Source organism: Photorhabdus laumondii subsp. laumondii (assembly GCF_003343245.1).
Lineage (GTDB): Bacteria > Pseudomonadota > Gammaproteobacteria > Enterobacterales > Enterobacteriaceae > Photorhabdus > Photorhabdus laumondii.
In genome coordinates this window covers 265,353-290,612 of record NZ_CP024901.1, presented here as the reverse complement: position 1 = coordinate 290,612, position 25,260 = coordinate 265,353, and the positions used below count along the sequence as shown (strand labels likewise).

24 protein-coding genes are annotated in these 25,260 nt (G+C 44.0%); 6 read left to right on the top strand and 18 right to left on the bottom strand.

The features are described 5' to 3' along the window. Positions 1 to 3: 3 nt before the first annotated feature. Positions 4 to 2,121, top strand: a complete 2,118-nt coding sequence (gene spoT, locus PluTT01m_RS01395; protein WP_011144671.1) for a bifunctional GTP diphosphokinase/guanosine-3',5'-bis pyrophosphate 3'-pyrophosphohydrolase — start codon at positions 4 to 6, stop codon at positions 2,119 to 2,121. Here spoT and PluTT01m_RS25315 read toward each other — a convergent pair. The 12 genes from PluTT01m_RS25315 to PluTT01m_RS01335 form a co-directional block, all read right to left on the bottom strand. Beyond that, positions 2,053 to 2,523, bottom strand: a complete 471-nt coding sequence (locus PluTT01m_RS25315) for a hypothetical protein (RefSeq protein ID WP_109791267.1) — start codon at positions 2,521 to 2,523, stop codon at positions 2,053 to 2,055. The two genes, spoT and PluTT01m_RS25315, sit on opposite strands and share 69 nt — an antisense overlap. Before the next feature lie 35 nt (positions 2,524 to 2,558). Continuing rightward, positions 2,559 to 3,059 carry a CaiF/GrlA family transcriptional regulator gene (locus PluTT01m_RS01385; RefSeq protein ID WP_011144669.1) on the bottom strand — a complete coding sequence of 167 codons (501 nt, stop codon included), beginning with the start codon at positions 3,057 to 3,059 and terminating at the stop codon, positions 2,559 to 2,561. A gap of 131 nt (positions 3,060 to 3,190) precedes the next feature. Then, complete coding sequence (locus tag PluTT01m_RS01380) at positions 3,191 to 4,567, bottom strand: hypothetical protein (RefSeq protein WP_041379866.1); 1,377 nt, start codon at positions 4,565 to 4,567, stop codon at positions 3,191 to 3,193. Positions 4,568 to 4,684: 117 nt separating this feature from the next. After that, positions 4,685 to 7,423, bottom strand: a complete 2,739-nt coding sequence (locus PluTT01m_RS01375) for a fimbria/pilus outer membrane usher protein (protein ID WP_049789718.1) — start codon at positions 7,421 to 7,423, stop codon at positions 4,685 to 4,687. A gap of 75 nt (positions 7,424 to 7,498) precedes the next feature. Next, entirely contained in the window at positions 7,499 to 8,293 is a 795-nt protein-coding gene (locus PluTT01m_RS01370) for a fimbrial biogenesis chaperone (protein ID WP_058589337.1), read from the bottom strand. Between the two features lie 36 nt (positions 8,294 to 8,329). After that, a complete protein-coding gene (locus tag PluTT01m_RS01365) occupies positions 8,330 to 9,067 on the bottom strand; it encodes a fimbrial biogenesis chaperone (RefSeq protein ID WP_228985051.1) in 738 nt (245 codons plus the stop codon). Positions 9,068 to 9,129: 62 nt separating this feature from the next. Further along, complete coding sequence (locus tag PluTT01m_RS01360; protein ID WP_041379865.1) at positions 9,130 to 9,825, bottom strand: fimbrial protein; 696 nt, start codon at positions 9,823 to 9,825, stop codon at positions 9,130 to 9,132. Between the two features lie 50 nt (positions 9,826 to 9,875). After that, entirely contained in the window at positions 9,876 to 10,598 is a 723-nt protein-coding gene (locus PluTT01m_RS01355) for a fimbrial protein (RefSeq protein WP_011144663.1), read from the bottom strand. Positions 10,599 to 10,665: 67 nt separating this feature from the next. Next, positions 10,666 to 11,292, bottom strand: a complete 627-nt coding sequence (locus tag PluTT01m_RS01350) for a fimbrial protein (RefSeq protein WP_235592716.1) — start codon at positions 11,290 to 11,292, stop codon at positions 10,666 to 10,668. Further along, positions 11,276 to 12,016, bottom strand: a complete 741-nt coding sequence (locus tag PluTT01m_RS01345) for a fimbrial biogenesis chaperone (protein ID WP_011144661.1) — start codon at positions 12,014 to 12,016, stop codon at positions 11,276 to 11,278. The genes PluTT01m_RS01350 and PluTT01m_RS01345 overlap by 17 nt, the downstream gene beginning before the upstream one ends. A gap of 126 nt (positions 12,017 to 12,142) precedes the next feature. Then, the gene (locus tag PluTT01m_RS01340) at positions 12,143 to 12,748 is read right to left on the bottom strand and encodes a fimbrial protein (protein ID WP_011144660.1); all 606 of its coding nucleotides are present in this window, start codon (positions 12,746 to 12,748) and stop codon (positions 12,143 to 12,145) included. 425 nt (positions 12,749 to 13,173) lie between these two features. Next, positions 13,174 to 13,740 carry a tyrosine-type DNA invertase gene (locus PluTT01m_RS01335; protein ID WP_011144659.1) on the bottom strand — a complete coding sequence of 189 codons (567 nt, stop codon included), beginning with the start codon at positions 13,738 to 13,740 and terminating at the stop codon, positions 13,174 to 13,176. Positions 13,741 to 14,181: 441 nt separating this feature from the next. Between PluTT01m_RS01335 and recG the strand changes: the two genes are divergently transcribed. The 3 genes from recG (at position 14,182) to PluTT01m_RS01320 (ending at position 17,551) form a co-directional block, all read left to right on the top strand. Continuing rightward, positions 14,182 to 16,263: an ATP-dependent DNA helicase RecG gene (gene recG, locus PluTT01m_RS01330; protein WP_011144658.1), complete on the top strand. Its 2,082-nt coding sequence runs from the start codon at positions 14,182 to 14,184 to the stop codon at positions 16,261 to 16,263. 655 nt (positions 16,264 to 16,918) lie between these two features. Next, entirely contained in the window at positions 16,919 to 17,197 is a 279-nt protein-coding gene (locus tag PluTT01m_RS01325) for a hypothetical protein (protein ID WP_011144657.1), read from the top strand. Between the two features lie 93 nt (positions 17,198 to 17,290). Further along, positions 17,291 to 17,551: a hypothetical protein gene (locus PluTT01m_RS01320; RefSeq protein WP_011144656.1), complete on the top strand. Its 261-nt coding sequence runs from the start codon at positions 17,291 to 17,293 to the stop codon at positions 17,549 to 17,551. Between the two features lie 988 nt (positions 17,552 to 18,539). On the opposite strand, the gene PluTT01m_RS01310 is transcribed toward PluTT01m_RS01320, so the two are convergent. The 3 genes from PluTT01m_RS01310 to PluTT01m_RS01300 form a co-directional block, all read right to left on the bottom strand. Beyond that, a complete protein-coding gene (locus tag PluTT01m_RS01310; RefSeq protein WP_011144654.1) occupies positions 18,540 to 18,830 on the bottom strand; it encodes a type II toxin-antitoxin system RelE family toxin in 291 nt (96 codons plus the stop codon). Beyond that, positions 18,820 to 19,074 (bottom strand): type II toxin-antitoxin system RelB/DinJ family antitoxin, encoded by a 255-nt coding sequence (locus PluTT01m_RS01305; RefSeq protein WP_011144653.1) that lies wholly within the window; start codon positions 19,072 to 19,074, stop codon positions 18,820 to 18,822. Before PluTT01m_RS01305 ends, PluTT01m_RS01310 begins: the two co-directional genes overlap by 11 nt. A 406-nt stretch (positions 19,075 to 19,480) precedes the next feature. Then, positions 19,481 to 20,248 (bottom strand): Fic family protein, encoded by a 768-nt coding sequence (locus PluTT01m_RS01300; RefSeq protein ID WP_011144652.1) that lies wholly within the window; start codon positions 20,246 to 20,248, stop codon positions 19,481 to 19,483. 915 nt (positions 20,249 to 21,163) lie between these two features. On the opposite strand from PluTT01m_RS01300, the gene PluTT01m_RS01295 reads away from it, so the two are divergent. Together PluTT01m_RS01295 and PluTT01m_RS01290 are read left to right on the top strand one after the other, a co-directional pair. Further along, the gene (locus tag PluTT01m_RS01295; RefSeq protein WP_011144651.1) at positions 21,164 to 21,433 is read left to right on the top strand and encodes a type II toxin-antitoxin system Phd/YefM family antitoxin; all 270 of its coding nucleotides are present in this window, start codon (positions 21,164 to 21,166) and stop codon (positions 21,431 to 21,433) included. A 2-nt stretch (positions 21,434 to 21,435) separates the two neighbouring features. Then, on the top strand, positions 21,436 to 21,843 hold the full coding sequence (locus PluTT01m_RS01290; RefSeq protein ID WP_011144650.1) for a type II toxin-antitoxin system RelE/ParE family toxin: 408 nt from the start codon (positions 21,436 to 21,438) through the stop codon (positions 21,841 to 21,843). Between the two features lie 275 nt (positions 21,844 to 22,118). On the opposite strand, the gene PluTT01m_RS01285 is transcribed toward PluTT01m_RS01290, so the two are convergent. From PluTT01m_RS01285 to gltS, 3 genes are all read right to left on the bottom strand, one after another. Continuing rightward, positions 22,119 to 22,862, bottom strand: a complete 744-nt coding sequence (locus tag PluTT01m_RS01285) for a class I SAM-dependent DNA methyltransferase (RefSeq protein ID WP_011144649.1) — start codon at positions 22,860 to 22,862, stop codon at positions 22,119 to 22,121. A 643-nt stretch (positions 22,863 to 23,505) separates the two neighbouring features. Beyond that, positions 23,506 to 23,730 carry a hypothetical protein gene (locus PluTT01m_RS01280; protein WP_011144648.1) on the bottom strand — a complete coding sequence of 75 codons (225 nt, stop codon included), beginning with the start codon at positions 23,728 to 23,730 and terminating at the stop codon, positions 23,506 to 23,508. Positions 23,731 to 23,973: 243 nt separating this feature from the next. Next, positions 23,974 to 25,182, bottom strand: coding sequence for a sodium/glutamate symporter (gene gltS / locus PluTT01m_RS01275; RefSeq protein WP_011144647.1), 1,209 nt, complete (start codon positions 25,180 to 25,182; stop codon positions 23,974 to 23,976). Between the last annotated feature and the right edge of the window lie 78 nt (positions 25,183 to 25,260).

Genomic DNA, 25,260 nt, shown 5'->3' with positions numbered 1-25,260 from the left:
GCCTTGTATCTGTTCGAAAGCCTGAATCAGCTTGCCCAAAAATACCTGCCCGGGGCTCAGATTGAGCTCCTCAAGCAGGCTTACTCTGTTGCGCGGGATGCCCATGAAGGGCAAACCCGTACCAGCGGTGAGCCCTACATTACTCATCCTGTCGCAGTTGCCTGCATTTTAGCCGAGATGCGTCTCGACCATGAAACGCTGATGGCCGCCTTGTTGCATGATGTTATTGAAGACACGCCCGCCACCTTTCAGGATATCGCCCAGCCTTTCGGCCCGGTGGTTGCCGGGTTAGTCGAAGGGGTCTCCAAACTTGATAAGCTGAATTTCCGCGATAAAAAAGAGGCACAAGCGGAAAATTTCCGCAAAATGGTCATGGCAATGGTGCAGGATATCCGCGTCATTTTGATCAAACTGGCGGACCGTACCCACAATATGCGCACGCTCGGCGCGTTACGCCCAGATAAGCGCCGCCGTATCGCCCGGGAAACGTTAGAGATCTACAGCCCCTTAGCCCATCGTTTGGGTATCCATCATCTGAAAACAGAGTTAGAAGAGCTGGGGTTTGAGGCCCTTCACCCTAACCGCTACCGGGTTATCAAAGAAGTGGTAAAAGCGGCCCGGGGTAACCGTAAGGAGATGATCCAGAAAATTCTGTCTGAAATCGCAGGCAGGCTGACTGAAGCCGGCATTGAATGCAAAGTCAGCGGCAGGGAAAAACATCTCTATTCTATTTACCAGAAAATGCACCTCAAAGAGCAACGTTTTCATTCAATTATGGATATCTATGCTTTTCGGGTCATCGTTAATAATGTTGATATCTGCTATCGGGTTTTGGGGCAGATGCACAGCCTGTATAAACCCCGCCCGGGCAGAGTCAAAGATTACATTGCCATCCCTAAGGCCAATGGCTATCAATCCCTGCACACTTCCCTGATTGGCCCTCATGGGGTGCCAGTCGAGGTCCAGATCCGCACCGAAGATATGGATCAAATGGCTGAAATGGGCGTCGCGGCACACTGGGCTTATAAAGAACAAGGTGAATCCGGTACCGCCGCGCAAGTTCGTGCGCAGCGCTGGATGCAAAGTCTGCTGGAATTACAGCAAAGTGCCGGTAGCTCTTTTGAATTTATCGAAAGCGTTAAATCTGATCTGTTTCCTGATGAGATTTACGTTTTTACCCCAAAAGGGCGCATTGTGGAATTACCCGCCGGTGCCACCCCGGTTGATTTTGCTTACGCCGTACATACCGATATTGGTCACGCCTGCGTTGGCTCACGGGTTGATCGCCAGCCATATCCATTATCTCAGTCTCTTACCAGCGGCCAAACCGTTGAAATTATTACCGCGCCGGGTGCCCGGCCAAATGCCGCCTGGCTGAACTTTGTCGTCAGTTCAAAAGCCCGCGCTAAAATTCGTCAATTGTTGAAAAACCTCAAGCGGGAAGACTCCATTGGGCTGGGGCGTCGCCTGTTAAATCACGCGTTGGGTAGTGGGAAAAAACTGGTTGATATTCCACCGGAAAGTATCAATAAAGAATTGACGAGAATGAAACTCTCGACAATAGACGATCTGCTGGCTGAAATCGGGCTTGGCAATACCATGAGTATCGTCGTCGCCCGTAATTTGCTAGGCGCGCCGCCAGAAAATACCACAAATACCTATCACAACAATGGTGCCCGTAAATTACCCATCAAAGGCGCTGACGGTGTGCTGATTACGTTTGCCAAATGTTGCCGGCCCATCCCCGGTGACCCTATCATCGCCCATATCAGTCCCGGCAAAGGGTTGGTTATCCACCATGAGTCTTGCCGTAATATCCGTGGTTATCAGAAAGAACCCGAAAAATTTATGGCCGTCGAGTGGGATCAAGAGATCAATAACGATTTCACCGCCGAAATAAAAGTGGACATGTTTAACCATCAAGGGGCGCTGGCAAATCTGACCGCCGCCATTAATGCAGCCAATTCCAATATTCAGAGTATGAATACCGAAGAGAAAGACGGCCGGGTTTACTGTGCTTTTATCCGGCTCACGACTAAAGACCGTATTCAGTTAGCGAATATTATGCGCAAAATTCGGATCATGCCGGATGTGATGCGAGTCAGTCGTAACAGAAACTAAACCGGATAGCCCGTGCAAATCAGCAGGTGAACAATCAACAGCGCTATCCACCGCCGACCCACAAGACACCGGCGGCGGATACGGGGCTGACAGCACGTCATCCCGGTTATCAAAGAACAGACCAATCAATACTGAATCAACCTCATCCAGTATGCGGTCTAACCAACCCTCCTCACCCACACCAAACATCAATACCAATCCGATAGCGATAAACAATAGCGGCAAAATCCATGTTCGGCACCAATACGCTAACAGCATACGGGGATACCGCGAGTAGCGAATTTTGTTGCCCAATAAAAACCCACAGACGGCCAACAATATGATCCCGATAACCAGTACCATCCGACTTATCAGCATCCCATAAGGCATCACACACAAAATCGATGAAAACTCGCCCTTCATCATATCCCGCCAAACAGCCACATGTGTGATACGACTCAGGAGATAAACGGACCACAAGCCCGCTGCAAAAACCAAGTGCGCCAAATGCACATGTGATTAGCTTGTGATAATGTCCGGGAGCGCGTCGACTTCACCGTTTTCGTTACCGACGCCTGACCCTTCTGAGGCATGGGTTCAACGACGGCCGTAACAATTAGCATCTGCCGGCGACTTCCCTGCTTCTCACGAAAGAAGACTTTTTCACAGGCGATCACATCACGTCGCTCATTGTAGATATAATTCATCACATCTGTTGCCCGGCGTTCTGTCACTCGGAACACCTGGCTGATTTCACTTTTGGTAAATCCACTCCCCTTCAATAATCCCCAATACGCGACTGCCATGTACAACGGTGTATCCTTCAAATGAGACAAACAGGCCGGCAACCGAAAATCCCCATGATTACTTTGTTTGCCGGTAATAGTCTGACCTCCAGGCAAATCGGTCTGGCTACCGCTTATCTGAAGCAGCATTGAATCATTAACATTGATTGTCATTTTACTCTCCACTGGTGACTAACGGGTCAATTTGTTACCACATGAGAAATGAAATAGTGCGATTTATTGAGATGAAATACCTATGGCGGCTAAGCCACCATGCCATATTTAAATACCTTGCCAGCGCAGCGTTATTTCATGACTAGAGTTGCCTCCATAGACGTTTTGAACTCACCAGAAAGCTTGGGGTCTATCGCCTTCGTTTGCCAAAGCTGCACAGAAAACCTGTTGAGAGAATGATGAGAATAATACTCGCCTATTTCGTTGCCGTGCTCATCCTTTTTAATTTTTTTCACGGCTGACTTATCATCTACATTAAAAACCAGCACACTTTTAGGGTCAGCCGCTGAACCAAATGTTACTGGCTGACCAATCTGGTTGCCGCCTACAAGCTTAGTCTGTATGCCTAGAACTCGCGGCAACACTTTTATCGCCAACGCGTTATCGAAGTCCTTACCCCCAGTCTCATCATTAGTGTCCATCACTATACTTTTACCATCAACACCGAGATGCTTAGTAGAAAAATTCACAATGGCTACGCCTGTATCGTCCTTATTGGGTGTATCGCATACAACACTTATCAATAGATCAAATATCCCTACCGTTGCCCGGTGTAACTCTTTTGGGAATATCGCGTCCGACGGCTCCCGGCGAATCTCTCCTAAATCAAAATTCTCACTAGACTGACTTTCAAAAATACACTCTGGAGGGGATATCACTGTTACAGGGTCTTTGATAGTCGGAAGAATTGGTCTGGACCACCACATAAAATCCCCTCCATCAATTAAAATACCCACAGGTGCATTAACATTCTGGGTTTCGAATTCAACTTTTTCAGCGGCCTTTCGCTCCCATGAAAAATTTACCCCTTGACAAGACACATCAAAAGAAAGGTCACTTAGTTCTGCCTTTGCTACACTCTCATCATCCTGATTACCAGTAGTTCTCGCCACGAGCGCTACTGGTGATTTAGAATACTTTGTCCCTGTACCATCGATATCCACCGCCATGTTTTCCTTGGGAATGGCTACTCCTGGACGACCATTTGTAAATTTGGCTTCAATTGAGCATTCGTAACGGCCTGAAACCACTCTCGGGACTTTAAAAATTTCCCCGTGCCCTGCTTTGAGCCGGAACTTGACCTGATCCAACGTTTTACTACTACCCCACTGCATAGACAGTGTTGGAAACACATCTTTTAAGGTCGCTTTACCCGTTGCCGGATAAGTGATTATTCCGTCACTCCACTTTACCTTTCGAGCAGGCCCCAGAGCGTCAATGGCGCGATCAGCATTCCAATTTATTGTCGACGCGGCGAACAGTGTGGGAGAAGAAAAGATACCCACGGATAGGCATATCATCCCCACCCATATCGGCATCGACCACCAGCGACAATGAACCACCATCCAACTCATATCCTGTTTTATCTTGTTAATAAATGTCTTATTCGTCTTCATCGGCTGCCCAACCGGGAGTAACTTCCCAGTTGTCCTGTTAGAAATTTTCATTCGTTGATACACCCCATCCCGACCAAATCACATCCGCCTTTCAGAGGGTCCTCTTCCTAATAATTATGGTTTTCCCCATTAGGTTGTCAGTGCAGAACCACAACACATTGCCTCATCTTAACGACAGGTTTCGTTCAATTGCCTCATTGGATTCCAGCGTTTATCTGCCTTCGCCTTTACCGGAGGGGGCCCCAGGTTAAATGCCACCTCGCACTGCTTGTCCGGTGTACTGCCCCACTTCACTTTCAGTACCCCGCTGGGTGGCATACCACTCAGATACACTTGTCCGCCCTCCCCGACTATCGCGGCCAGATTTGTGTCTGTATCCCCTTTAAGCCCCGCCATTGCCCCAAACGGCACGGGCTTACCGTTATAGGTCAAATTCATCAGCAACTGCTGCCCAATACGCACGGGGTAATCCACCATCACAACCGCACCACTCGTCGGGAATACGTTCTTGCTACCCTGTGCCATGTCAGCCCCTTCCGGCAGCGATGACGGATCTAAACTGATACTATTACGGCTGTACGTCTGGGCATAAGGCACAACCGCATATCCCCAGCGATTAGTAGTCACCGAACTGGAATTCATCACACGAATACCTGCAACCCCCGATGTCCGCACTAATACAGCAGCATCACCAATACGCGATGCCAAAGTAACGCCATGCTGATGTGCAATCAGCCCTCCACTAAACCCGTAGTTCACACCACGTCCCCCCCATGAATCGTAGTTGTATCCCAAGTTGGCTTGCCCAAAGGAACCAAGATATCCCATTGACACTGACCCGCTGCGCCCTCTCCCTTTATTCGCCTGACTCTGCGATACGTTCCAAGACAGACTATTATCATCCAGCACCGATCCGCCTATGCCCAACTGGTTATTACTGCGTCCCGTACTATCACGGGAAAAACTATAGTTAGCATACGCATTATTCAGCGCCGCATAGGAGCCAAACAGACTCAGAGGAACGTTTACGTTCAACGAAATTTGCCGATTTTCAGGCCAGTCGCCGTTACCGCGCATGCGATCAATGCTGTAATTAAGCCCCCAGCCCACACGGTAGAAAGAACCATTCAATCCCATCGATAGGGTGGTGTTAGTTTTAGAGCTTCCCCAGTAGTTATCCCGCTGACCACTGAGCCACAGAGAATAGTTACCGGGCAATGACTGGCTCAGTCGCATCTGCCAACTACTGCGTCGCCGCTCAGACATCCAAGAAGGGAGTTCTCCCCAAACACTGTAGCCTTGAGTGTTCGCATCCGAAAAACTCAGGTAATTACGTGTGGAATAGCGGTACGCGGTTAAATCCACCGTCGTGCCAGTGGTCAGCATGCTTTTCGAATATTTAGCGCGGTAAGATTCCCCACGCAGGATGTCAGGCGTATTTTGTAACCGAGTCCGGGAAGTCGTGATATCCGCAGATAACGCCCCCATCATGCCCAGAGAGAGCCCGGTTCCCAGCGCCGCGGATTGGTACGATTGCGCCACCAGGCCACCACCGTATAACGTGACGTTACCAGGCAGACCGTAAATCATCGAGGCCATACCAAACACCGGCTTACGTATGCCGCTGCCATATCCACTACTGTAATAACGCCCGGCGGCCACTTCGTACTTGAATTGCCCCTGCCGCAACATCATAGGCAGACTGGAATAAGCCTGAGTGAACCCATGGTGAGTACCATCGGCCTCAGTTATCGTTACCTGCAAGTCGCCTCCGACACTGCTGCCCACTAAGTCTGTGATACGAAATGGACCGGGTGCCACGTTGGTTTGATAAATCACACTGCCATTCTGCGTCACCGTAATCTGAGCATTGGATTTAGCTATCCCACTGATAATCGGCGCAAAACCACTCAGCCTGCCGGGCATCATCGGGTCACTAGTGGCAAGCCCAATACCACGATAAGGAAAACCATCAAATACCTGACCTGCCACACTACCGGTCGAGGTATCCCCTATCGTCAGATCACTGCGTAACGCCACCACGTCCCGCTGCAAATAGGTTTGCTGAAAGTTCCAACGTTGCTGGGATTCGGTCGTTTTTTTCACTGCGTCATCGAATGAGTCATACCGGTTATCAGTTTGACTGCTATAAGAATAAGTCGCCGTATTCCGAAGACGCCAGGCCCCCAGATTCAATCTAGAATTGAAGCTACCGAACAGACTCTGATTAGTCTGTTTATTACCAAATTGTGAGCGTTGATTCTGGCTGCCATTGATGCTGTAGTTCAGTAAAAAAGCCGGAATGCCCTCCTGCCATAACGTCGGATCAACCAAGCCATTCGTTGAAGGCTTCATCGCTATTTGGGGTACGCTCACATTCAGCCGCATCTGGGAAAAGTTCAAGCGGGCCGCCGCTTGGGGAATCAATTTACCCAACGGACTCTCTATCGGCTTATCCACCGGCAATGCTTTCAACGCTGGTATGCCGCTGATATTAACACCAGCCGCTTCCAACAAATCTGGGGTAAGTACCGGCGTCAGCTCGGCATTACCCTCGCCATGACGCTGGAACGTAATATCACGCGTATCAAAAAAAGTACCATTCACGTAGATATCAACACGGTAAGTTCCCGGTGCCTGACCTCCTACGGTCTCAAACTGTGATAAGTCTACCGGTTGACCGGAATTCGAACCAAAGCCCAATAAAGCCGGATCAAAATAATCACGCGCTGTTGCATGAGCGCTCCATCCCGTCAGAAATACCAGCATCACCCGACAAAAAACGAGAGAACCCCCCATTTGGTGCTTTGATAGGGTAAGAGAGGTAGAAATACCTTGATTTACACAACGACAACAAGTAAACGGCCGTTTTGAACGACAGCTTATTGCCGGAATCAACACTTTCATTCTTAATTACCATCTCTTATTTAACATATAGAGGTTCATTGCTCATATCTCTTCTGTCGATACCTTGCAACATCGCTATTGACCACTGCCGGATACGGCAATAGATCTACTCTCTTCATCAGTGTCTAACCCAAACTCATCAATAGCACGCCACGATACAGTGACATGACTACCAGGAGACACTTTACCTGCCGGCAGCGACCAGCTCTGCTGACCAAAGGGTGGCACCATCCTAAACAAATCCTTGCCCGGTACGGCAAACGAACTGACCTGCAAAGTCTGCAACGTTATCCAAAACGGTGACGGATTAGTCAGCATCACGACATCCTCTTTTACTGACGCGCTTAACTGTTTCACCGCACCGGCAACCCCCTCTTTTAGTATCCCTTCAGGACGGTAGAACAATTTCACCGCCAGAGCTGTCACCATTTTCATCTTGCCAGAGCCATCTCTAGATACTGGTAATTGTTTCTCAGAAGGCAACATATGCAGATTCAGAAAGAACAGAGATTCTCGATCTTTCGGCAAAACCCCACCAATACGAAGGATTTTCAACACCAGCCGTTCATCTGCCCCCACCTTTGCAATCGGCGGAATAACGATAAATGGTGCCTTAACCCCCAGCGGTAAACCGGTCTCTGGGTTTAGTTCTTGTACGATTGACTGAATGAGATAATTGTTGTCGCTGTTATTAATGAGTGTCGAAGAGACTCCGTTGCTGGATGATTCAGGATAAATCACACGAGTGTCATTGAGATGCAACCCCTTCAGACTCTCTGCTGCCCTGAGTGGCAATACCGGTAATATTATTGCCAGAACACATGACACAGTTATAACGATCTGTTTTATTGAAATATTACGCTCCACCATGTCATGCTCTTCCAATTTCAAAATATAAAAACATACTTAGTCGGCCCGTAACGTACCGCTCTGTAGTCTACTCACTCCACCGGCATCGGTGATCATCGACCATGTCACTTTACTTCCCGCCGTACCTGCCAAGGAAAAAGTCATCTGGCCGAAAGGGGCCAACATTGACGGGGCTTTGTTAAGATCTACTGCCTTGCCATCAAATTTCAATTGGGCAAAAGTCTGGTAATACGGTGTTGGGTTAGTCACTACGACAGTATTGCCTGCTCGTATAAATGTCAGTCGGCCATAGGCCTGCTCCGGTGTCATCGGCAGCTTATCTGGCCGGTAGATAAGTTTAATATTCATCCCCAGCGCAATAGACAGAGATGCACCAATCTCTCCTGGTTTTCCATTGCCATTGGCCTTGCTCTCATCTAGTGTTTTCTTCGCCGGAATCGCATTAATACGAAAACGAAACAGAGACTCTCGATCAGCTGGGAAATCACCGCCGGTACGTATAACTCGCATCACGTTCAAGCTATTACCCTCCATGCGAAACAACGGAGGCAACACGGTAAACTCCGATGAACGGGTATTTGAGTTATCTCCCGGAGTCACAGCAGCTTGTATTAGATACACCTCATCGCCTGAATTCTGCAATGACATGCTTTGCACCTTGTCGCCCTGATGATAAATAATACGTGTCTTCCTCAACATAAGACCCGCATGTGCTGGTGACGATGCCATAACCGCCCATATCGCCAGCATTCCCATGACTATCATCTTTTTCATATATCCCACTTCATCTCAGAGAATCAGATAAAATCCCTTGAATACACCCGGCTTAACACCATCTACTGATACACGAACTCAAAATGTATATTCACATCCGCTACTCCTCCGCATAATACATTGATGCTGTTACTCCCGGTTTTACAGGTTACTGGATTATTTGTATCGCCCAGACCTCCCACATACGCCCTGAACCTCCTCATTGCTCCCTCCAATTTCCCACCATTTCCTTTTACACTGTCTGAGAGGTCTACCCTATACGGGTCAGTCTCATTCCTTACCTCTACAAACTTGTTAGTTCCCTCGTCGAATAACCTAACCCCTACTCCTTTAGTACTGTTAAATTTGGCATCAGGCATGAAAAGCTCCGGATCTGTTATGGCAGGCACATCACTCCATATGTAGAGAGCGGGTCTTGATTCGCCTAGATCACAGTCACTAAACATAAAGTTCAGTTCTAAGGGATCTCTTGCGATATATTTGCTATTTCTAAGTTCACTGGCATAGACCGGAGCGATATAATAATTATAAAAATCGGCAAAGCTGGACCCATTCACACTCAACACACAGGTCGGAGGCAATAACATGCCTCTGAAATTGATTGTACGATTCGTATTTGGATCCTTCGCCTGCACTGGGAAAGTCGTCACACAACCGATGGTCCATCCAATCAGCATCATGAAGAGCAACACATATTTTGCCCTGCTGTGATATGTCATTAATTCACTGTTTATAAGATTGCTATTTTTCGTTTTCATCTAACTCTTTCCGCCTCTCCCAATTTTTATCATCCGTGATAAATCACACCTCACTGATAAGAAAATGTAAATGTGACGTGCGCAATCAGCGTGCCGGGTTGAATAACCTTACTATCTCTCCCACGTGCAATTGCTACCGTTACATCAGTCTCACCACTGCCCTCATCAAATTCAACCGGAACATTGATTTCGCGATGATTTATTATCAAATCATCATTCAGCCCTATTTCCTTCTTTTCTTCTCCGATTAAAATAATAAACCCCAGCCCCTCAGAAGCCCCAGGATCACCGGAATTAGGATCACTAAATATTGAACCCTGTTCAGCGTCGATGGTATTTCCAGATACAGTGAGCTTGGGGACAAAGCCCACACTATCCGGATCGCCACAATTCGTTAATTTCAACTTAAATGACTTGGTGGCTGATACATCCCCTTCATGACTAAACTCCGCCGCCAGCAGGGAACCAAAATTCAGCTCCGAACCATTAATATCATCACCATCGATCTCTATGTCACAAGGATCAGGATAAACAGTTACATTCACCTGTACGTCTATCCCACTCGTGATCGTCGGTGGGTACTTGGGCCCGGTCTTGGGCTTGGGATTGGGGTCATCAGCCATGACGCTGCTTGCCAGGAACAGCAGAACCATTACAGAACTCCAGCAGAAGCAGCGCATCACAACCTGCAATACCGGGTTTCTACCCTTGGGCAGGAAGGTCGACGGGTCATTCAGCCTGCTTTTTTTTTGTTCTGTCGCTGTCCCAAACATCGTGCTCACCTCAAATTAACCCTATCACTCTTCTGTTAACGCGATACCACGCTGCAATGCCGATACATCAACGATAATTAAACGTAAACGTCAGTGTAGCCTTGATTTTTCCTGCCTTTTTGCAGACCGCTACCGTCTGCCCGCCTGCCAAAGCACATACCAGTGAAAATTTCACCGGCACAGTAGGCGTTTTATCGTTTACGATTGTGCCTTTATTAGCCAGATGAAACGGTTCATCGTCCTTTAAATCTGGGGACCATTCTGTTCCACTAAACTTCTTCAATTGCACAGTGATGCCCACTGCCGTTGAAGCTTCGTTTTTTTCATCTGCCCCTTTATCACGAAACAAGCTCTTATCATTCGTACCAACATGATTTCCGGTAACGGTAATCGTGGGAGTAATACTGTTGCTATTGACCACACTCGTGCAATTTCTCAGCGTAATCTGAATTTCCCTGTTAACTTTTCCTAATACCAAGTCTGCAAACTGCACTATGCCCAGCTCGATATTATTGCTGTCCACAATGACATCACACGTGCCTTGCGTAATTTCGGCCCTAAATGTGGCCCCAACAGAATTCGCTGCCCACAAGGGACCAGAAAAGAGCCACAGAACCCCACCCATGCCGATGTAATTCAGGTACCTGCGTAGATGCTGAACCCTTGAGATATCGGCTTTACTGAATTTCACCATCGAAGTTCTCTCCACCGCCGAGATCGCTAATCACCGCCCATTCCACCTTCTTTTTATTCTGACTATTCTGAGCGGGATAAACATGGGTGCTGAAAGGTGCCAACATTTGTGGATGACTGTCAGAAAACTTCACCGGCACACCATCAACTTTAATCTGGGTAAAACTGATGTGATAAGGCGAATTATTACTAACTTGAACGCCACCGGGAGCATGGGTAAAACGCAGCGCTTTGTATGCCAGCTCTGGCGTACCCACCAACCCCGTTGGCCGATAAAATAGTTTGATGGTATTGCCGATGGCATAGACTACTCCACCCGCAATCTTGTCACCTTCAAGACGCTGCCCAGAAGGCTTACTGCTGGGAATAGCAGCAGCATTAAAATAAAAGACACTCTCCCGGTCAGTCGGCAACTTGCTGGTATCACCTAAGATGTGCAGGACATTAGTTCCTTTAGGGTCCAAACGAAATAAAGGAGGCGTGACGTAAAATGGTGTTTTACCCTTGCCATCAACGGTGCTGGTGATTTTAGTTGTCACTAGGTAAGGGATATTGGTTGTTGTATTGCGCACCGAGACTATTGCTTCAGCTTTATCCTGTAAGAAAATAATGCGTGTAGCATTGATGCCAAATCCGCCTTCAGCCCAGCTCTGTGACGCAAACAAAAACGCGGCCAATACAAGGCTTTTTACTATGATGTTAGGAAGTCGGAGTTTACTGATCATCTTTTGTTTCTCATATCTTGGCTCAACCAGCCAGTAGTTGCCTAATAAAAGGCATCATCCAATCATCTAGGATTTTTCATCGAAGAAGCCCGAGGAGATGCTCCTCAGGCTAAAGCCACATAAAAGTTAGTCATACGCATAGGAGAAGGTGATGGGGGCAGTAATCCGCTGGTTTCCAGGAGCATCTGTGCTCTTTGTGGCTATATATACAACAAATTCTGCATAACTATTCTTGATATCAGGTTCCTCTTTGTTGTCTTTTTTTACATTAGGAACGATCATAGCAACCGTGCTTTCACTTTTAATAGGCGTTAATACATTATTTTCTAGATAACTTAGTACTATACCTGCCTGTTTATTAATATCTTTGTTAAAGAGATAACCCCCTGATCCCTCCAAGGTGTTACCTGTCACATACAACTTAACTTTACTTGCATCTTTATTGTCTGAAGAGCAGTCAGCAAGACCAATAGTGAAATGCCTTTCACTATCATTTATAAATTTTGAAATTCCTGCGCCTGGAAATTTCCCATCTGGGGGGGCTGTAAAAGCTGTTTTTATATGGTTCCCCGTATCCACCGTCCCATTTGAGCCAGGGTTAGTAACATCACATGTTGCAGTCACAATCGAACCGGTAACATTTACTATGGCATTATTCGCCGCATTAGCAGCCGAAGCTGCTCCCAAAACCAACGCCGCCACGACGCTTATCTTTAATATCTGTCTTTTCATTTCATTAATCTCTTTTTAACTACTTAACTAAAATCTGGTTCAAACTCGTGCATCACGTTTTGACAAACAGAGACATCTAGCTGTACAAATATTTGTCAATTAGGACCATTTTGACAATTGATATACAAAAATTTTTCTGTGCAAAAACAAAGCAATATGGATATAACTATAGTTATTTCGCAAATTTTAAGGATATTTAATTATTTAATCCGAAATTAGTAACAGTAATTTCTTTAAAGTAACGAAGGAAGTGTGATGTTTTTACATATTGGAATAAAAAGAGTGGATTATCGAAATGTTTTTGTGGTAGGATAGTTGCGTTTTACAAATATATACAAATCTATCTCTTTTTTTATTAGAAAACTTTTAGTATAATTTCTAGGCAATTGTATATCAATTGTCAAAATGGTCCTAACTGTCATACCTTAACGTCTACCTTTTATACTCCAAACTCCTTGAAAACGTTCAGCATTACTGGCTGTATAGCGTACCGTATGGCGAATGTTTTTATGTCCAAGATAATCTTGTATCAGTCGGGTATCTATCCCTCGATCTGCAAGAGCAAAACCGCAGGCATGACGCAACATATGCGGATGCGGATCTACCGCGATATTCGCCCGTTGCCCTAACTGGTTGATAATCTGATAGATACGCTGGCGAGTAAGCGGTTTCCCACAACGCGACAAAAACAGCCAATCACTATCCGCGCCCTGTAAAGTTTTGCGCACTTTAAGCCATGCCTTAATCGCCTTAACCTCACGCTGCAACAGGGGATGGTTAGTACAAAACCCTCCCTTTAACCGCCTGATATATAAACATTTTTCTTTTAATTCCATGTCAGATAACCGTAAATGCCTGGCTTCACTAACACGAAAGCCGTGGATATAGCTCATATAAACCAGACAGTAATTCCGTTCTGGATTAGGCCCAACTTTTGCCATTTCCAACATGCTTTCTACTTCTGATTGAGTCAGATATTTTCTTTGGCCCATGATTATTTCTCCAAAATATATTGATAGTACAACCCGGCTATATCCCGCTTAGAACAGACATAAGCTAGGATAAAATAGACACCGCTACCCAAAACGATGGCCTATTGTTCACCGAGGCTACAAGAGGTTATACAGATATGGGGCAAAATTTAAACACCTTTTTTGATTATTTTTTCACCTCACAAGCACGTTAGTTTACATTTGACTGACAGGACAGATTATTCAAAACAGGCTACAAGAACCTGTCGTTACAAATCGCCTTTTTCGTTATAGCGGCTTACTCTTAAGGTATTGATATGGTTTTCAACCAGTTACGAAGGAAAATATTCCATTGATTACGTTAAACTCGTCTGTATTATTATGGATGGTAAACAGGCTCAGGCCGTGACCTGCGAAACCTGACGGACTACCATGCAATCTAACGGAGATAAAAGAAACCTTATGAGAGGCCCATTGCTTGATGCCATCCCTCTGACTTCCCTACGTGGCGTCGGGGCAAATCAGGCCGCAAAATTAGCAAAAATAGGGCTGGTTAATTTGCAGGATCTGCTGCTGCATTTCCCGCTGCGTTATGAAGACCAGACACGCCTTTATACTATTAATGATCTTTTACCCGGTATTTCCGCCACCGTCACAGGTGAAATCCTGCGTACCGATGTTACTGTTAGTCGTCGTCGAACCCTGATCTGCAAAATTAGCGATGGTACCGGCGTGCTCACACTGCGCTTTTTTAACTTTTCGGCGGCAATGAGAAACAATCTCGCGAAAGGGAAACAGGTTGTTGTCTATGGTGAAATCAGAAGAGGCGGTCAGGGTGCCGAAATTATTCATCCTGAGTATAAGATTCAAAATCATACTGGAAATGTACAGCTTCAAGAGACATTAACACCGATTTACCCGACAACAGAAGGTGTTCGTCAGGCGACGCTGCGTAATCTCATTGATCAAGCACTGAAATTACTGGATACCTGTACAATCAATGAACTTTTACCGGAAGAACTTAGCCGCTCTATTATTAGTCTGCCGCAAGCACTGCATACCTTGCACCGCCCAACACCAGATATTGCGCTGGTGGATCTGGAAACCGGCAAACATCCAGCTTATCGCCGTCTGGTTCTGGAAGAACTTTTAGCTCACCATTTGAGTATGTTAGCCGTCAGAGCTGGCGTACAACGTTATCACGCTCAGCCGTTGCCGACTGAGGACAAGTTAAAACCGCAATTCCTTAATCGCCTGCCATTTTCTCCAACCCATGCTCAGCAACGGGTTGTCTCAGAAATTGAACAGGATCTGGCAAAAGATGTTCCCATGATGCGACTGATTCAAGGCGATGTAGGTTCAGGAAAAACGCTGGTTGCCGCATTAGCTGCGTTGCGTGCCATTGCACATGGTAAACAGGTCGCCTTGATGGCACCGACTGAACTACTGGCAGAACAGCATGCAAATACATTCCGGCGATGGCTGGAACCTTTGGGTATTCAGGTCGGCTGGCTGGCAGGTAAGCAAAAGGGGAAAGCACGTCAGAAACAACAAGAAGCCATTGCCAACGGTCAAGTCGCCATGATTGTTGGTACGCATGCCATGTTTCAGGAACAAGTGAAGTTTTCCGGTCTGGCGCTGGTGATTATTGATGAGCAACATCGGTTTGGTGTGCATCAACGTCTGGCTTTATGGGAAAAAGGACGTGAACAGGGTTTTCATCCTCACCAATTGATTATGACGGCCACCCCGATTCCCCGTACCTTAGCCATGACTGCTTATGCGGATCTCGATACTTCTATTATTGATGAATTGCCACCGGGGAGGACACCAGTCACAACCGTTGCGATCCCGGATACGCGCCGTGAAGAAATTATCAAACGGATCAGAAACGCCTGTCTTGATGAAAACAGACAAGCCTATTGGGTCTGTACGCTGATTGAAGATTCCGATGTGCTGGAAGCTCAAGCGGCACAAGCCACCAGTGAAGAATTGACGCTCGCTTTACCGGAACTGAAAGTCGGGTTGGTACATGGCCGAATGAAAGCCGCAGAAAAGCAGCAAGTGATGGAAGCTTTCAAATGTGGAGAATTACAGCTTTTGGTCGCCACAACGGTTATCGAAGTGGGCGTGGATGTGCCGAATGCCAGTTTGATGATCATCGATAACCCGGAACGGCTCGGCTTGGCGCAACTTCATCAATTACGCGGCCGAGTTGGCCGTGGCGCTATCGCTTCTCATTGTGTTTTACTTTACAAAACGCCACTGAGCAGTACCGCCAGAATTCGCCTGCAAGTGCTCAGAGACAGTAACGATGGTTTTGTTATCGCGCAGAAAGATCTGGAAATTCGCGGCCCCGGGGAACTATTAGGAACACGCCAAACTGGGAATGCGGAATTTAAGGTAGCTGATTTGCTAAGAGATCAGGGAATGTTGCCGGAAATTCAGCGTATTGCCCGGCATATTCACCAACACTATCCTGAACATGCCCGTGCCTTGATTGAACGCTGGCTACCGGAACGGGTACATTATGGTAATGCGTGATTGAGGATATATCGGAGCGTTTTTTTGTTTCTCAACGCTGCCAAAAATACAGATATCTGGTTTTATCCAATCATTAAGATGCTCTGCTATAGAGCTTTCTTTTAATTATTCCGTTTAATTGTTCATGTATTATTTCTAAAGGAATGCAAAATAGAACTACAATTATTCCTAAATTAGCACCAGCGTTAAAATATATCCCCATAAAATATAAATGGTTTTTTATTATTTTCTTAAAAAATCGAATCTAATACCTCGGATTAATTGATACGACGTGTCACTATTCGAAGTCTTTTATCAGCTAACTGGGGTGACAGGTGGTTCCGACATTTTTCATCAAATTAAGTTGATGATGTGTACGGTATTAGCGCAACATTATGCTCAAAGGTTAAAACGAGAATAGATGTAAATCTATGATAGGAAATTTTAATTAATGTAACATTGAATTACTAAGTTTAAATAGTAAATATTTCTATTAACTCAATGAATTTAATTTTAAATATTTTCTTTTCGAAGTATAAAACCTTGATGGAGGTCACGCAAATAATAGTAGTTTTGTTGGTTTTCTTATCTATACTTATATTTCATTATGGTACGTGTTAGGATGTTTTTAAATCAGAGCTAAATAAATCTACGTTGATATAATGGAGAATTTAATATGATTTATGCCAAAAATATTTCAGATAATGTGGTTAAAGTTGCAATTAGTAAATGGAGTAGTGACGAAGGTGATGATGAATATATTGATATTCCTCCAGGAGAGGTGGCTCAATGGGGTAGATCAGATAAGCGCGGTTATTTAATGTCATTAGCACGTAAAGATAGTGCCACAATGTTGTATTCAATAAAATCAAATGGCTACATAATTATTTATACTAGCTATGTTGAAAATAACGGTAGCCGGATAGACTCTTTATATTCGATACCAGCTGTCTAAAAAATTTTATTATCGCACTAGTTTTTTTAATTTAATTTTTCTTACATCATTGAATTTAATAAAAATATTCATTATTGATATAGTGGAGGATTTATGATTTATGTTAAAAATCTCTCAACTGAACCGGTTAAAGTTTCGGTTAATAAATGTGGAGAGGAAGGTAGAGAGGAATATTTAGCTCTTGATTGTGAAGATGTCAAGGTGTGGGATCTCTCCGATACGCATGGTTTTATATTGTCAGTAATACAGAAAGGTATTGAAAAATCATATTCTGCTTCTCATAACAGTTTTATTATTATTTTTGATGATTATGTACAAGATAGCGGCACCAATATATCTCATCAAGAGAAATAAATGAGAGCTTGTCATCCGATTTAATTGAGTGTTAGACAAAATTAAATCACCATAATCAGGAATGGAATCTCCATTCCTGAACTATTTATATTCAACGGTTTGCTACTTTTCCCCTAATGCTTGTTTTTCTGCTTGATTGATAAAGATATCTCCAGCCTCTTTATAATTAATCAGTTGTTTTATCAACTTCCTCTGCCAGCATTTCCAGACTAGGTGCTTAGTCCCAACATTTGATAAATAAGATAATAGAAAAAATTATCGCCTGATACCTATAGGTTAATATTAAATTGTTTTTTGGTGGTTGGTTTTAGATTATTTTTATCGATAATGAGTAAAATTTAAAATTATGAGGCTTGGGCAACAGAATTTAGGGGGAATGTACATCCTTATTGCTACTTTTATTAATACGCATACATGTAACTTAATTTACTAAGTATTAACTGTAAAGCAAAGAATAAAAATCACCAAAAGAATCGTAATATCTTTTCTGTTTATAAAAAAGTGAGTTATTTTGTTTCTTTAGGATTTACATTAAAAACTATTTCGTAGAGAGCGGGAGTGATAAAATTTCAAGTAAATACTCGATAGGTTGAATTATTATATTTTTCTCAGTCATTGGTTAATGGCCGGCAATAACAAAATAACACTTAATAGATTAACTAATCATATTCACTATGTGCTTTAAGTCCTGAATAACGAAGTTTCTCGGAAACTAATTGATAATCATTGCGGAACCAAATGGCGCGGGTAAATTGACGCTCATTTATGTTGTTGAGACACTCCTCATCAGTAAAGGCTAAAGTAAGCGGATGACGATAAAAACAAAATGACTTTTTTATCGTAAAACAAAGGTAAAGAAGAGCCAGACAACTCATTGAATTATTTTTTACTTTATTGGAATATCATCACGCTGGACGCTCTGCATTGCCAGACAGAAACCCTCAATCTTATCACCCAGCGTTAGGGCGATTTCATTGCGGTATATTTATTATACAATTCGTTTACAAGCTATTTCATAAGTTTTCGCATCTTCCCGTTTACCAACAGCGATCACCAATATTACGATCTCTTCTTCTATCACTTGGTAAACCAGACGAAAGCCTGAAGAACGGAGTTTAATTTTAAAGCAGCCAGCCAGATTACCGTGTAATCTGGCTGAATCAATATAGGGATTGTTCTGTAACTTCCGTAGCTTCTTTTTAAATTGGTCGCGTATGCTCTGATCCAGTTTGTACCACTCTTTCAGGGCTCGTTCGTCGAAATCGATATTAAATATCATCAAGGTTTACCCTGATACGTCTAGCGGGATTTTTAAGACGGTCACGTACCACTGCTAAGATGTCTGCATCTTCATCATGATCTGCCACCATAACGGAAACTTCAGTGAACGGCAGCTTTTCATTCTCCACAACATATCGCAGAAAGAGACGTAGCGCATCAGATGGCGATAAGTTCAGTTTCTCAAATGTCTGATACGCACTTTTTTTAAGTTCTTCATCAACTCTGATCTGAATAGTACTCATAACGTTATCTCCTGTAATGACATTTGTATTACATTCTATTGCATAACATTTGTAATGCAATAAAAATTTTTTGCTATAACTGGAGTATATACCCGTCATCTTTCAAGTTGCCTCTTTGTTGGCTGCACTCTCTCACCCCGGTCACATCGTTATCTATGCTCCCGGGGATTCTCTCCCTTGCCGCCGCGATGCATCTTGAAATCCATAGGGTATAAACTTTAGATCAATTTCAAAATAAGGTTTCAGTGTCGGGGTTGTAAACCCAAACTATCCAAAATTTTGTTGCGTTAATTTCAGATTATTAACAAAGTGCTGGTTTTTTTATCCTGCACTTTGTTTTAACAGAAAGATCAATAGTGGTCGGGGTCGTGCCAAAAACGTTCGTTTGGGCAATCCCATTTTATGATCATTTAAAAAAACCGAGATTTGCCACTTTATCCGGATGACAATCCATAAGAAACATCATCATCTCAGTAGCATCTTTGCTCAGGTAGAAGCGGACCATTTTTTCGTTGAACTCATACAGTTTTGCCGCAGGCACACTGATTGCATCGATGCCGTTCGACATCAAGATACCGTTCATCATGAAACGTGAAGTGCGTTTGTTACCATCAAAGAAAAATTGCTGTAGCGCCCCGAAAAGAAAGAATGCAGCTCCCTGTTCAAAAGGCCGACATTCACGCAATGCAGCAAGACCCTCGTGAAAAACACGATTCAATTCTGGTGCGCCAGACTCAGTAGGCAACGGCGTATGACGCCCCTGATTGCCCAAACTGACATCTGGAGTGTAATTTGTCTCCTGCCCTTCCCCACGGAACATTCCCCACTCCAAAGCTTCATTACAAGCAACGATGCTATGAAGTTCTGCGAATGTGGCTTTGGTCAATTCAAATTGACCGGTTTTCACTAAAACTAGTAAGCGCCTGGCACTCTCTGCAAGATTTAAGATCTGTTGCTGATCAGAAACCTTCCTACCGCCGACGGTGACACCGTCCAACAATGTTTTCACTTCGGGGAAAGTAAAGGGATTGCCTTCAAGTACACCAGCATCCCAAACAAATTCTGGCAGCATCCGATGAAAGCGGAAGCATACCCGCTCAATAGAATGAATAGGAACAATAAGAGGAGCCGCAGACCGGTCCCAACGAAACCCCAATGCGTTGAAAAGCTTCATCGTTGCTAATCCTTTTTACTATTTCGAATGCGCTAAATTATAAGTAAAACACAATAAAAGACCACCTCCCCAGGCTATCCCGCCAGAAACGCTCTCACTTGACGAGCGGGGAGCAAATGTCGCGGAAGCTTATTCAACTTCGTCACGTGTGACTATGACGGAAATTCTTGATCGTCACCCATCCCCGGTCGTGATCGCATTTAGTACGAATTAATAATTACTGAAAGTTTTTCTCTTGTTATAAATAAGATTCCAAAATAGCGCCACATCTTACATCACTCATAATTTCGCCTATAACAATAGGTTAGTAAATTCGCGCGTGGCAGAATCATGAAACGTTATTTATATTAATATGTTAGTGATGAATTAGATATAATTTTTTAATATTGGTTAATTTTCGGATAAATATGAGGAAGTAAAATAAATATAAAACACCTATTTTTTGTAGAAACTATTATTCTTATAATAATTATGTTGTTTAAACAATAGAGAGATGCCAATGAGCCGTCGTTATGCCTTTAATACTAAATTGATTTTTTGGTAGTTGGTTTTAGATTATTTTTATCGATAGATGGTACAGATTAAGATTATGAGCCTTGGCAACAAAACTTAATGAAGAAATACGGGGTTATTTGATGGCTCAGTATGCTGTTTACCGCAATAAATCCCCTAAATCGAGGGAGTAATACCCTTTCATTATCGACATTCAGAATGACCTATTAGACGATTATAATTCACGGACAATATTACAAAGTCAGTGACAACGGTAGCAAAGAATTGCCTCAAATAGACGCGTTAAGAGCAAAAGATACCCAAAAGTCATCTTGGTTGGCGGTTGGCTATTTTAATTATTGGTAGCTCCATGCACTTTTAGCTATAATAGCTATTCGAGCCATTTTAGACGGAAGGTGATGTATGGAAATTATTCCCGCACAACTAGCTAAGAACCAGTTTGGTGATCTGCTTATGAAAGTTCAGCGTGAACCTGTAGAAATTAGTAAGCATGGTAAACGTGTGGCCGTGGTTATCTCTCCCGAAGAGTATGATCAGTTCGCACAGCTCAAGTTACAGAATTTAAAAGCCGTTCTGGCTGAATCTATTGCACAAGCTGATCGTGGCGAATTGCACAGTATTGATGATGTATTTGCACCGTTGACAGTTGATGAACTTGAGGGTAGGGCTTAAGGATGAGTGTCCGGTTTACTAATAAAGCCAGAGAACATATTCGTGCAATCAAACTCTATTCTATGCGCCGATGGGGGGCGAATGTTGCGGAAGCTTATTCAACTTCGTTACGTGTGACTATGACGGAAATTCTTGATCGTCACCCATCCCCCGGTCGTGATCGCAGTGAGGATCTTTATTTTGGTGTGCTAAGTTTCCCCGTAGAGAGCCACATTATTTACTACCGGGAAGTTCCGACGGGTATTGAAGTGTTGGCGGTGTTGCATCAAACGCAAGATCCACATAATCATCTATACCCTATGGATTTCAAGATGCATCGCGACGGCAAGGGAGCAAATCCCCGGGAGCATAGAGAACGATGTGACCGGGGTGAGCGAGTGCAGCCAACAAAGAGGCAACTTGAAAGATGACGGGTATATAATGAAGAGCATAAAACGTGGGATACTTTATTTAATTCGCAATAAAATAAGCAGCTAAACTTTTGTATCAGATGCTTGAGTGAGTTACCCGAGCGCCGTTTTCCTCAGAAACCTGAGTTGTCGAACTATTTCATCCGGTTCTCACCAAAATCCCGGCTGGAGGTCAGGAAAAGTTGTTTTGTAGGACGAAGGAAATTCAAAAAAATCCCTCGATTTTCACCGGGGGATTGGTATAGGAAAGAGAGTGGATCTTAGGGATTATCTGGTTAAATCTGACAAACAAGAGCTGTATCAAGACAATTTCGTTGGAAATCATCCCAAAAACCTGGGGGATGAGCCTCAATATCTCTTTCTAACAGCATGGGTTTTTGCCATTTAAATTGTTTGAACCCCGCCTTTTGGATCGCTGTTTGATATTGTTCACGACTCCAACGATACATAGTGAAAGGGCTGGGTGGTGTGGTAAGAAATTCAGCTTTCACGAGAGTGGTGTCTTTCACCGGCTCTTCACTCAGAATTTTTATACAATAATTCTCATAATTCCCTTTCTCTAATCGATAATCAGGTTCAAAGGTATACGCAATTAATTTACCGGCAGGCTTGAGATGAGCGGCAATGACACGGAACATAGTTTCAAGGTCTTCAAGAGATTCTGCATGGCAAAATAACCAAGCTGCATTAACTATGTCAAACTTGCCAAATGACTCCGACTCCATCTTGCAGATATTTCTTACGTGAAATTCGATATCGTCACCGTATTGTTGTGATTTGCTTTTCGCAATCGCTATCATGTTTTCTGATATATCGACTCCAATGACTTTCGACGCACCACGATTTCTGTATTCTCGACTAAAGAGACCATATCCACAGGCTAAATCTAACACTGATTTCCCGTGTATATCTCCTGCCAGGTTGAAGATAGTTCTGATTTCTACTTTGATATGGTCAGTAGCATCTGAAAAGCTCTCGTAAAGATGTGCAATAGGGCCATATAAAGTGTTATCTTTCATGTTGTTATCCTTAGCTAAAGGCCAAAATACTTTATACCCGTCATCTTTCAAGTTGCCTCTTTGTTGGTTGCACTCGGTCACATCGTTACCTATGCTCCCGGGGATTCACGCCCTTGCCGTCGCGATGCATCTTGAAATCCATAGGGTATATTTATCGAAGAAATATATTATTTAGTACGAATTAATAATTACTGAAAGTTTTTCTCTTGTTATAAATAAGATTCCAAAATAGCGCCACATCTTACATCACTCATAATTTCACCTATAACAATAGGTTAGTAAATTCGCGCGTGGCAGAATCATGAAGCGTTATTTATATTAATATGTTAGTGATGAATTAGATATAATTTTTTAATATTGGTTAATTTTCGGATAAATATGAGGAAGTAAAATAAATATAAAACACCTATTTTTTGTAGAAACTATTATTCTTATAATAATTATGTTGTTTAAACAATAGAGAGATGCCAATGAGCCGTCGTTATTTGAGGAACTATTTCCATCCTTTAATGTTTAACGGTATACCCGCTATCTTTCAAGTTGCCTCTTTGTTGGCTGCGCTCACCCCGGTCACATAGATAGAGGCGATAGAAGTATTATTATCAGAATGACTACTCCTGTCCGGTTGTCAATATTATTTCATCTATTCGCCGTTCGAATTTGCTCTGCATCCGGGTGACAATCCACCTAACAATGTTTTCACTTCGGGGAAAGTAAAAGGATTGCCTTCAAGAACGCTAGCATCCCAAACAAACTCCGGTAGCATCCGGTGAAAACGGAAGCATACCCGCTCAATAGAATGAATCGGAACAATAAGAGGAACCGAAGATCGGTCCCAACGAAACCCCAGAGCGTTAAAAAGCTTCATCGTTGTTCATCCTTCTTACTATATTTGAATGCGTTAAATTATAAGTAAAACACAGTAAAAGACCATCTCGCCTGATATTCCAATGGAATACAGGCGAGGCTAACGGGATCTATCTGGACCCCCATACATACAGGTAAGAGGTGAAACTATGACGGTGCTTGCTTAAAATAAATAATGATTAAAGAATACAAAGACAATACTGCACCAACTGCATAGCAGGTGCAGTATCTCTCTAATTTATCCCTACACCGCCGGGAAAACGGGTAACAGCAAATAGAGTTTAATCACAATCGCGTTAACGATATCGATAAAGAATGCCCCAACCATCGGCACCACCAGAAACGCCACATGGGATGGCCCGAAGCGATCAGTAATCGCCTGCATGTTCGCAATGGCGGTAGGTGTCGCCCCTAAACCAAAACCACAGTGACCTGCCGCCAAAACCGCAGCATCATAGTTTTTACCCATCACTCGATAGGTGACAAAAATTGCATACAGCGCCATCACGATGGCCTGGATGGTGAGAATAACCAGCATGGGTAATGCCAGCGATGCCATCTGCCACAATTTCAGGCTCATTAACGCCATTGCCAGGAACAGGGAAAGACTTACGTTGCCCAGTACAGAAACTGCTCGGTCAAAGACTCGGTAAAAACCTAACACCGATAGACTGTTACTGAGAATAACCCCGATAAATAACACACAGACGAACGTCGGTAATTCAAACCATGTACCTTGCAGAAGTTCAGATACAAAATTACCTGCCATCAGACAGATAGCGATCAAGGCGATCGTTTCCAGCATCACCAGTGCTGTGATCATCCGCCCGGTATACGGTTTTTCAAATGCTGTCGGCACTTCGGTATCATCGCCCCTCAAGCCCGGAGTTTTTGTATTTCTCACCAGGAAACGAGCGACCGGACCACCAATCAAACCACCCAGTACTAAACCGAAAGTCGCACAAGCCATTGCCACTTCGGTTGCATTTTCAAAACCATAACGCTCACTAAACAGTTTACCCCAAGCGGCACCGGTACCATGACCGCCAGATAGCGTAACAGAACCCGCCAGTAAGCCCATTAATGGATCCAGCCCCAACAGTTCAGCCAAAGCGATACCCACCGTGTTCTGAACCAGTAGCAAACCCACAACGACGAAGACAAACGTGAACAGGACCTTACCACCCGCTTTCAGGCTGGAAAGATTGGCATTCAAGCCGATAGTGGCGAAGAAAGTTAACATCAAAGGGTCTTTAAGAGATAAATCAAAGTTGATTTCCCAGCCTGTTGTTTGTTTAACCGCTAAAAGAATTAGAGCAACTAACAGGCCACCCGCGACAGGTTCAGGAATGGTGTATTTTTCAAGAAATGGGACGGATTGTACAAGTTTACGCCCAAGTAATAGTACTAATGCAGACGCAACGAGCGTGCCATAAACATCAAGATGATACATCTATGTACCCCAGCTATATTGTTAAAATTATGTAAGTTATTACGACGTTATACTCATCCTTTAGAGAACGCCAAAAGC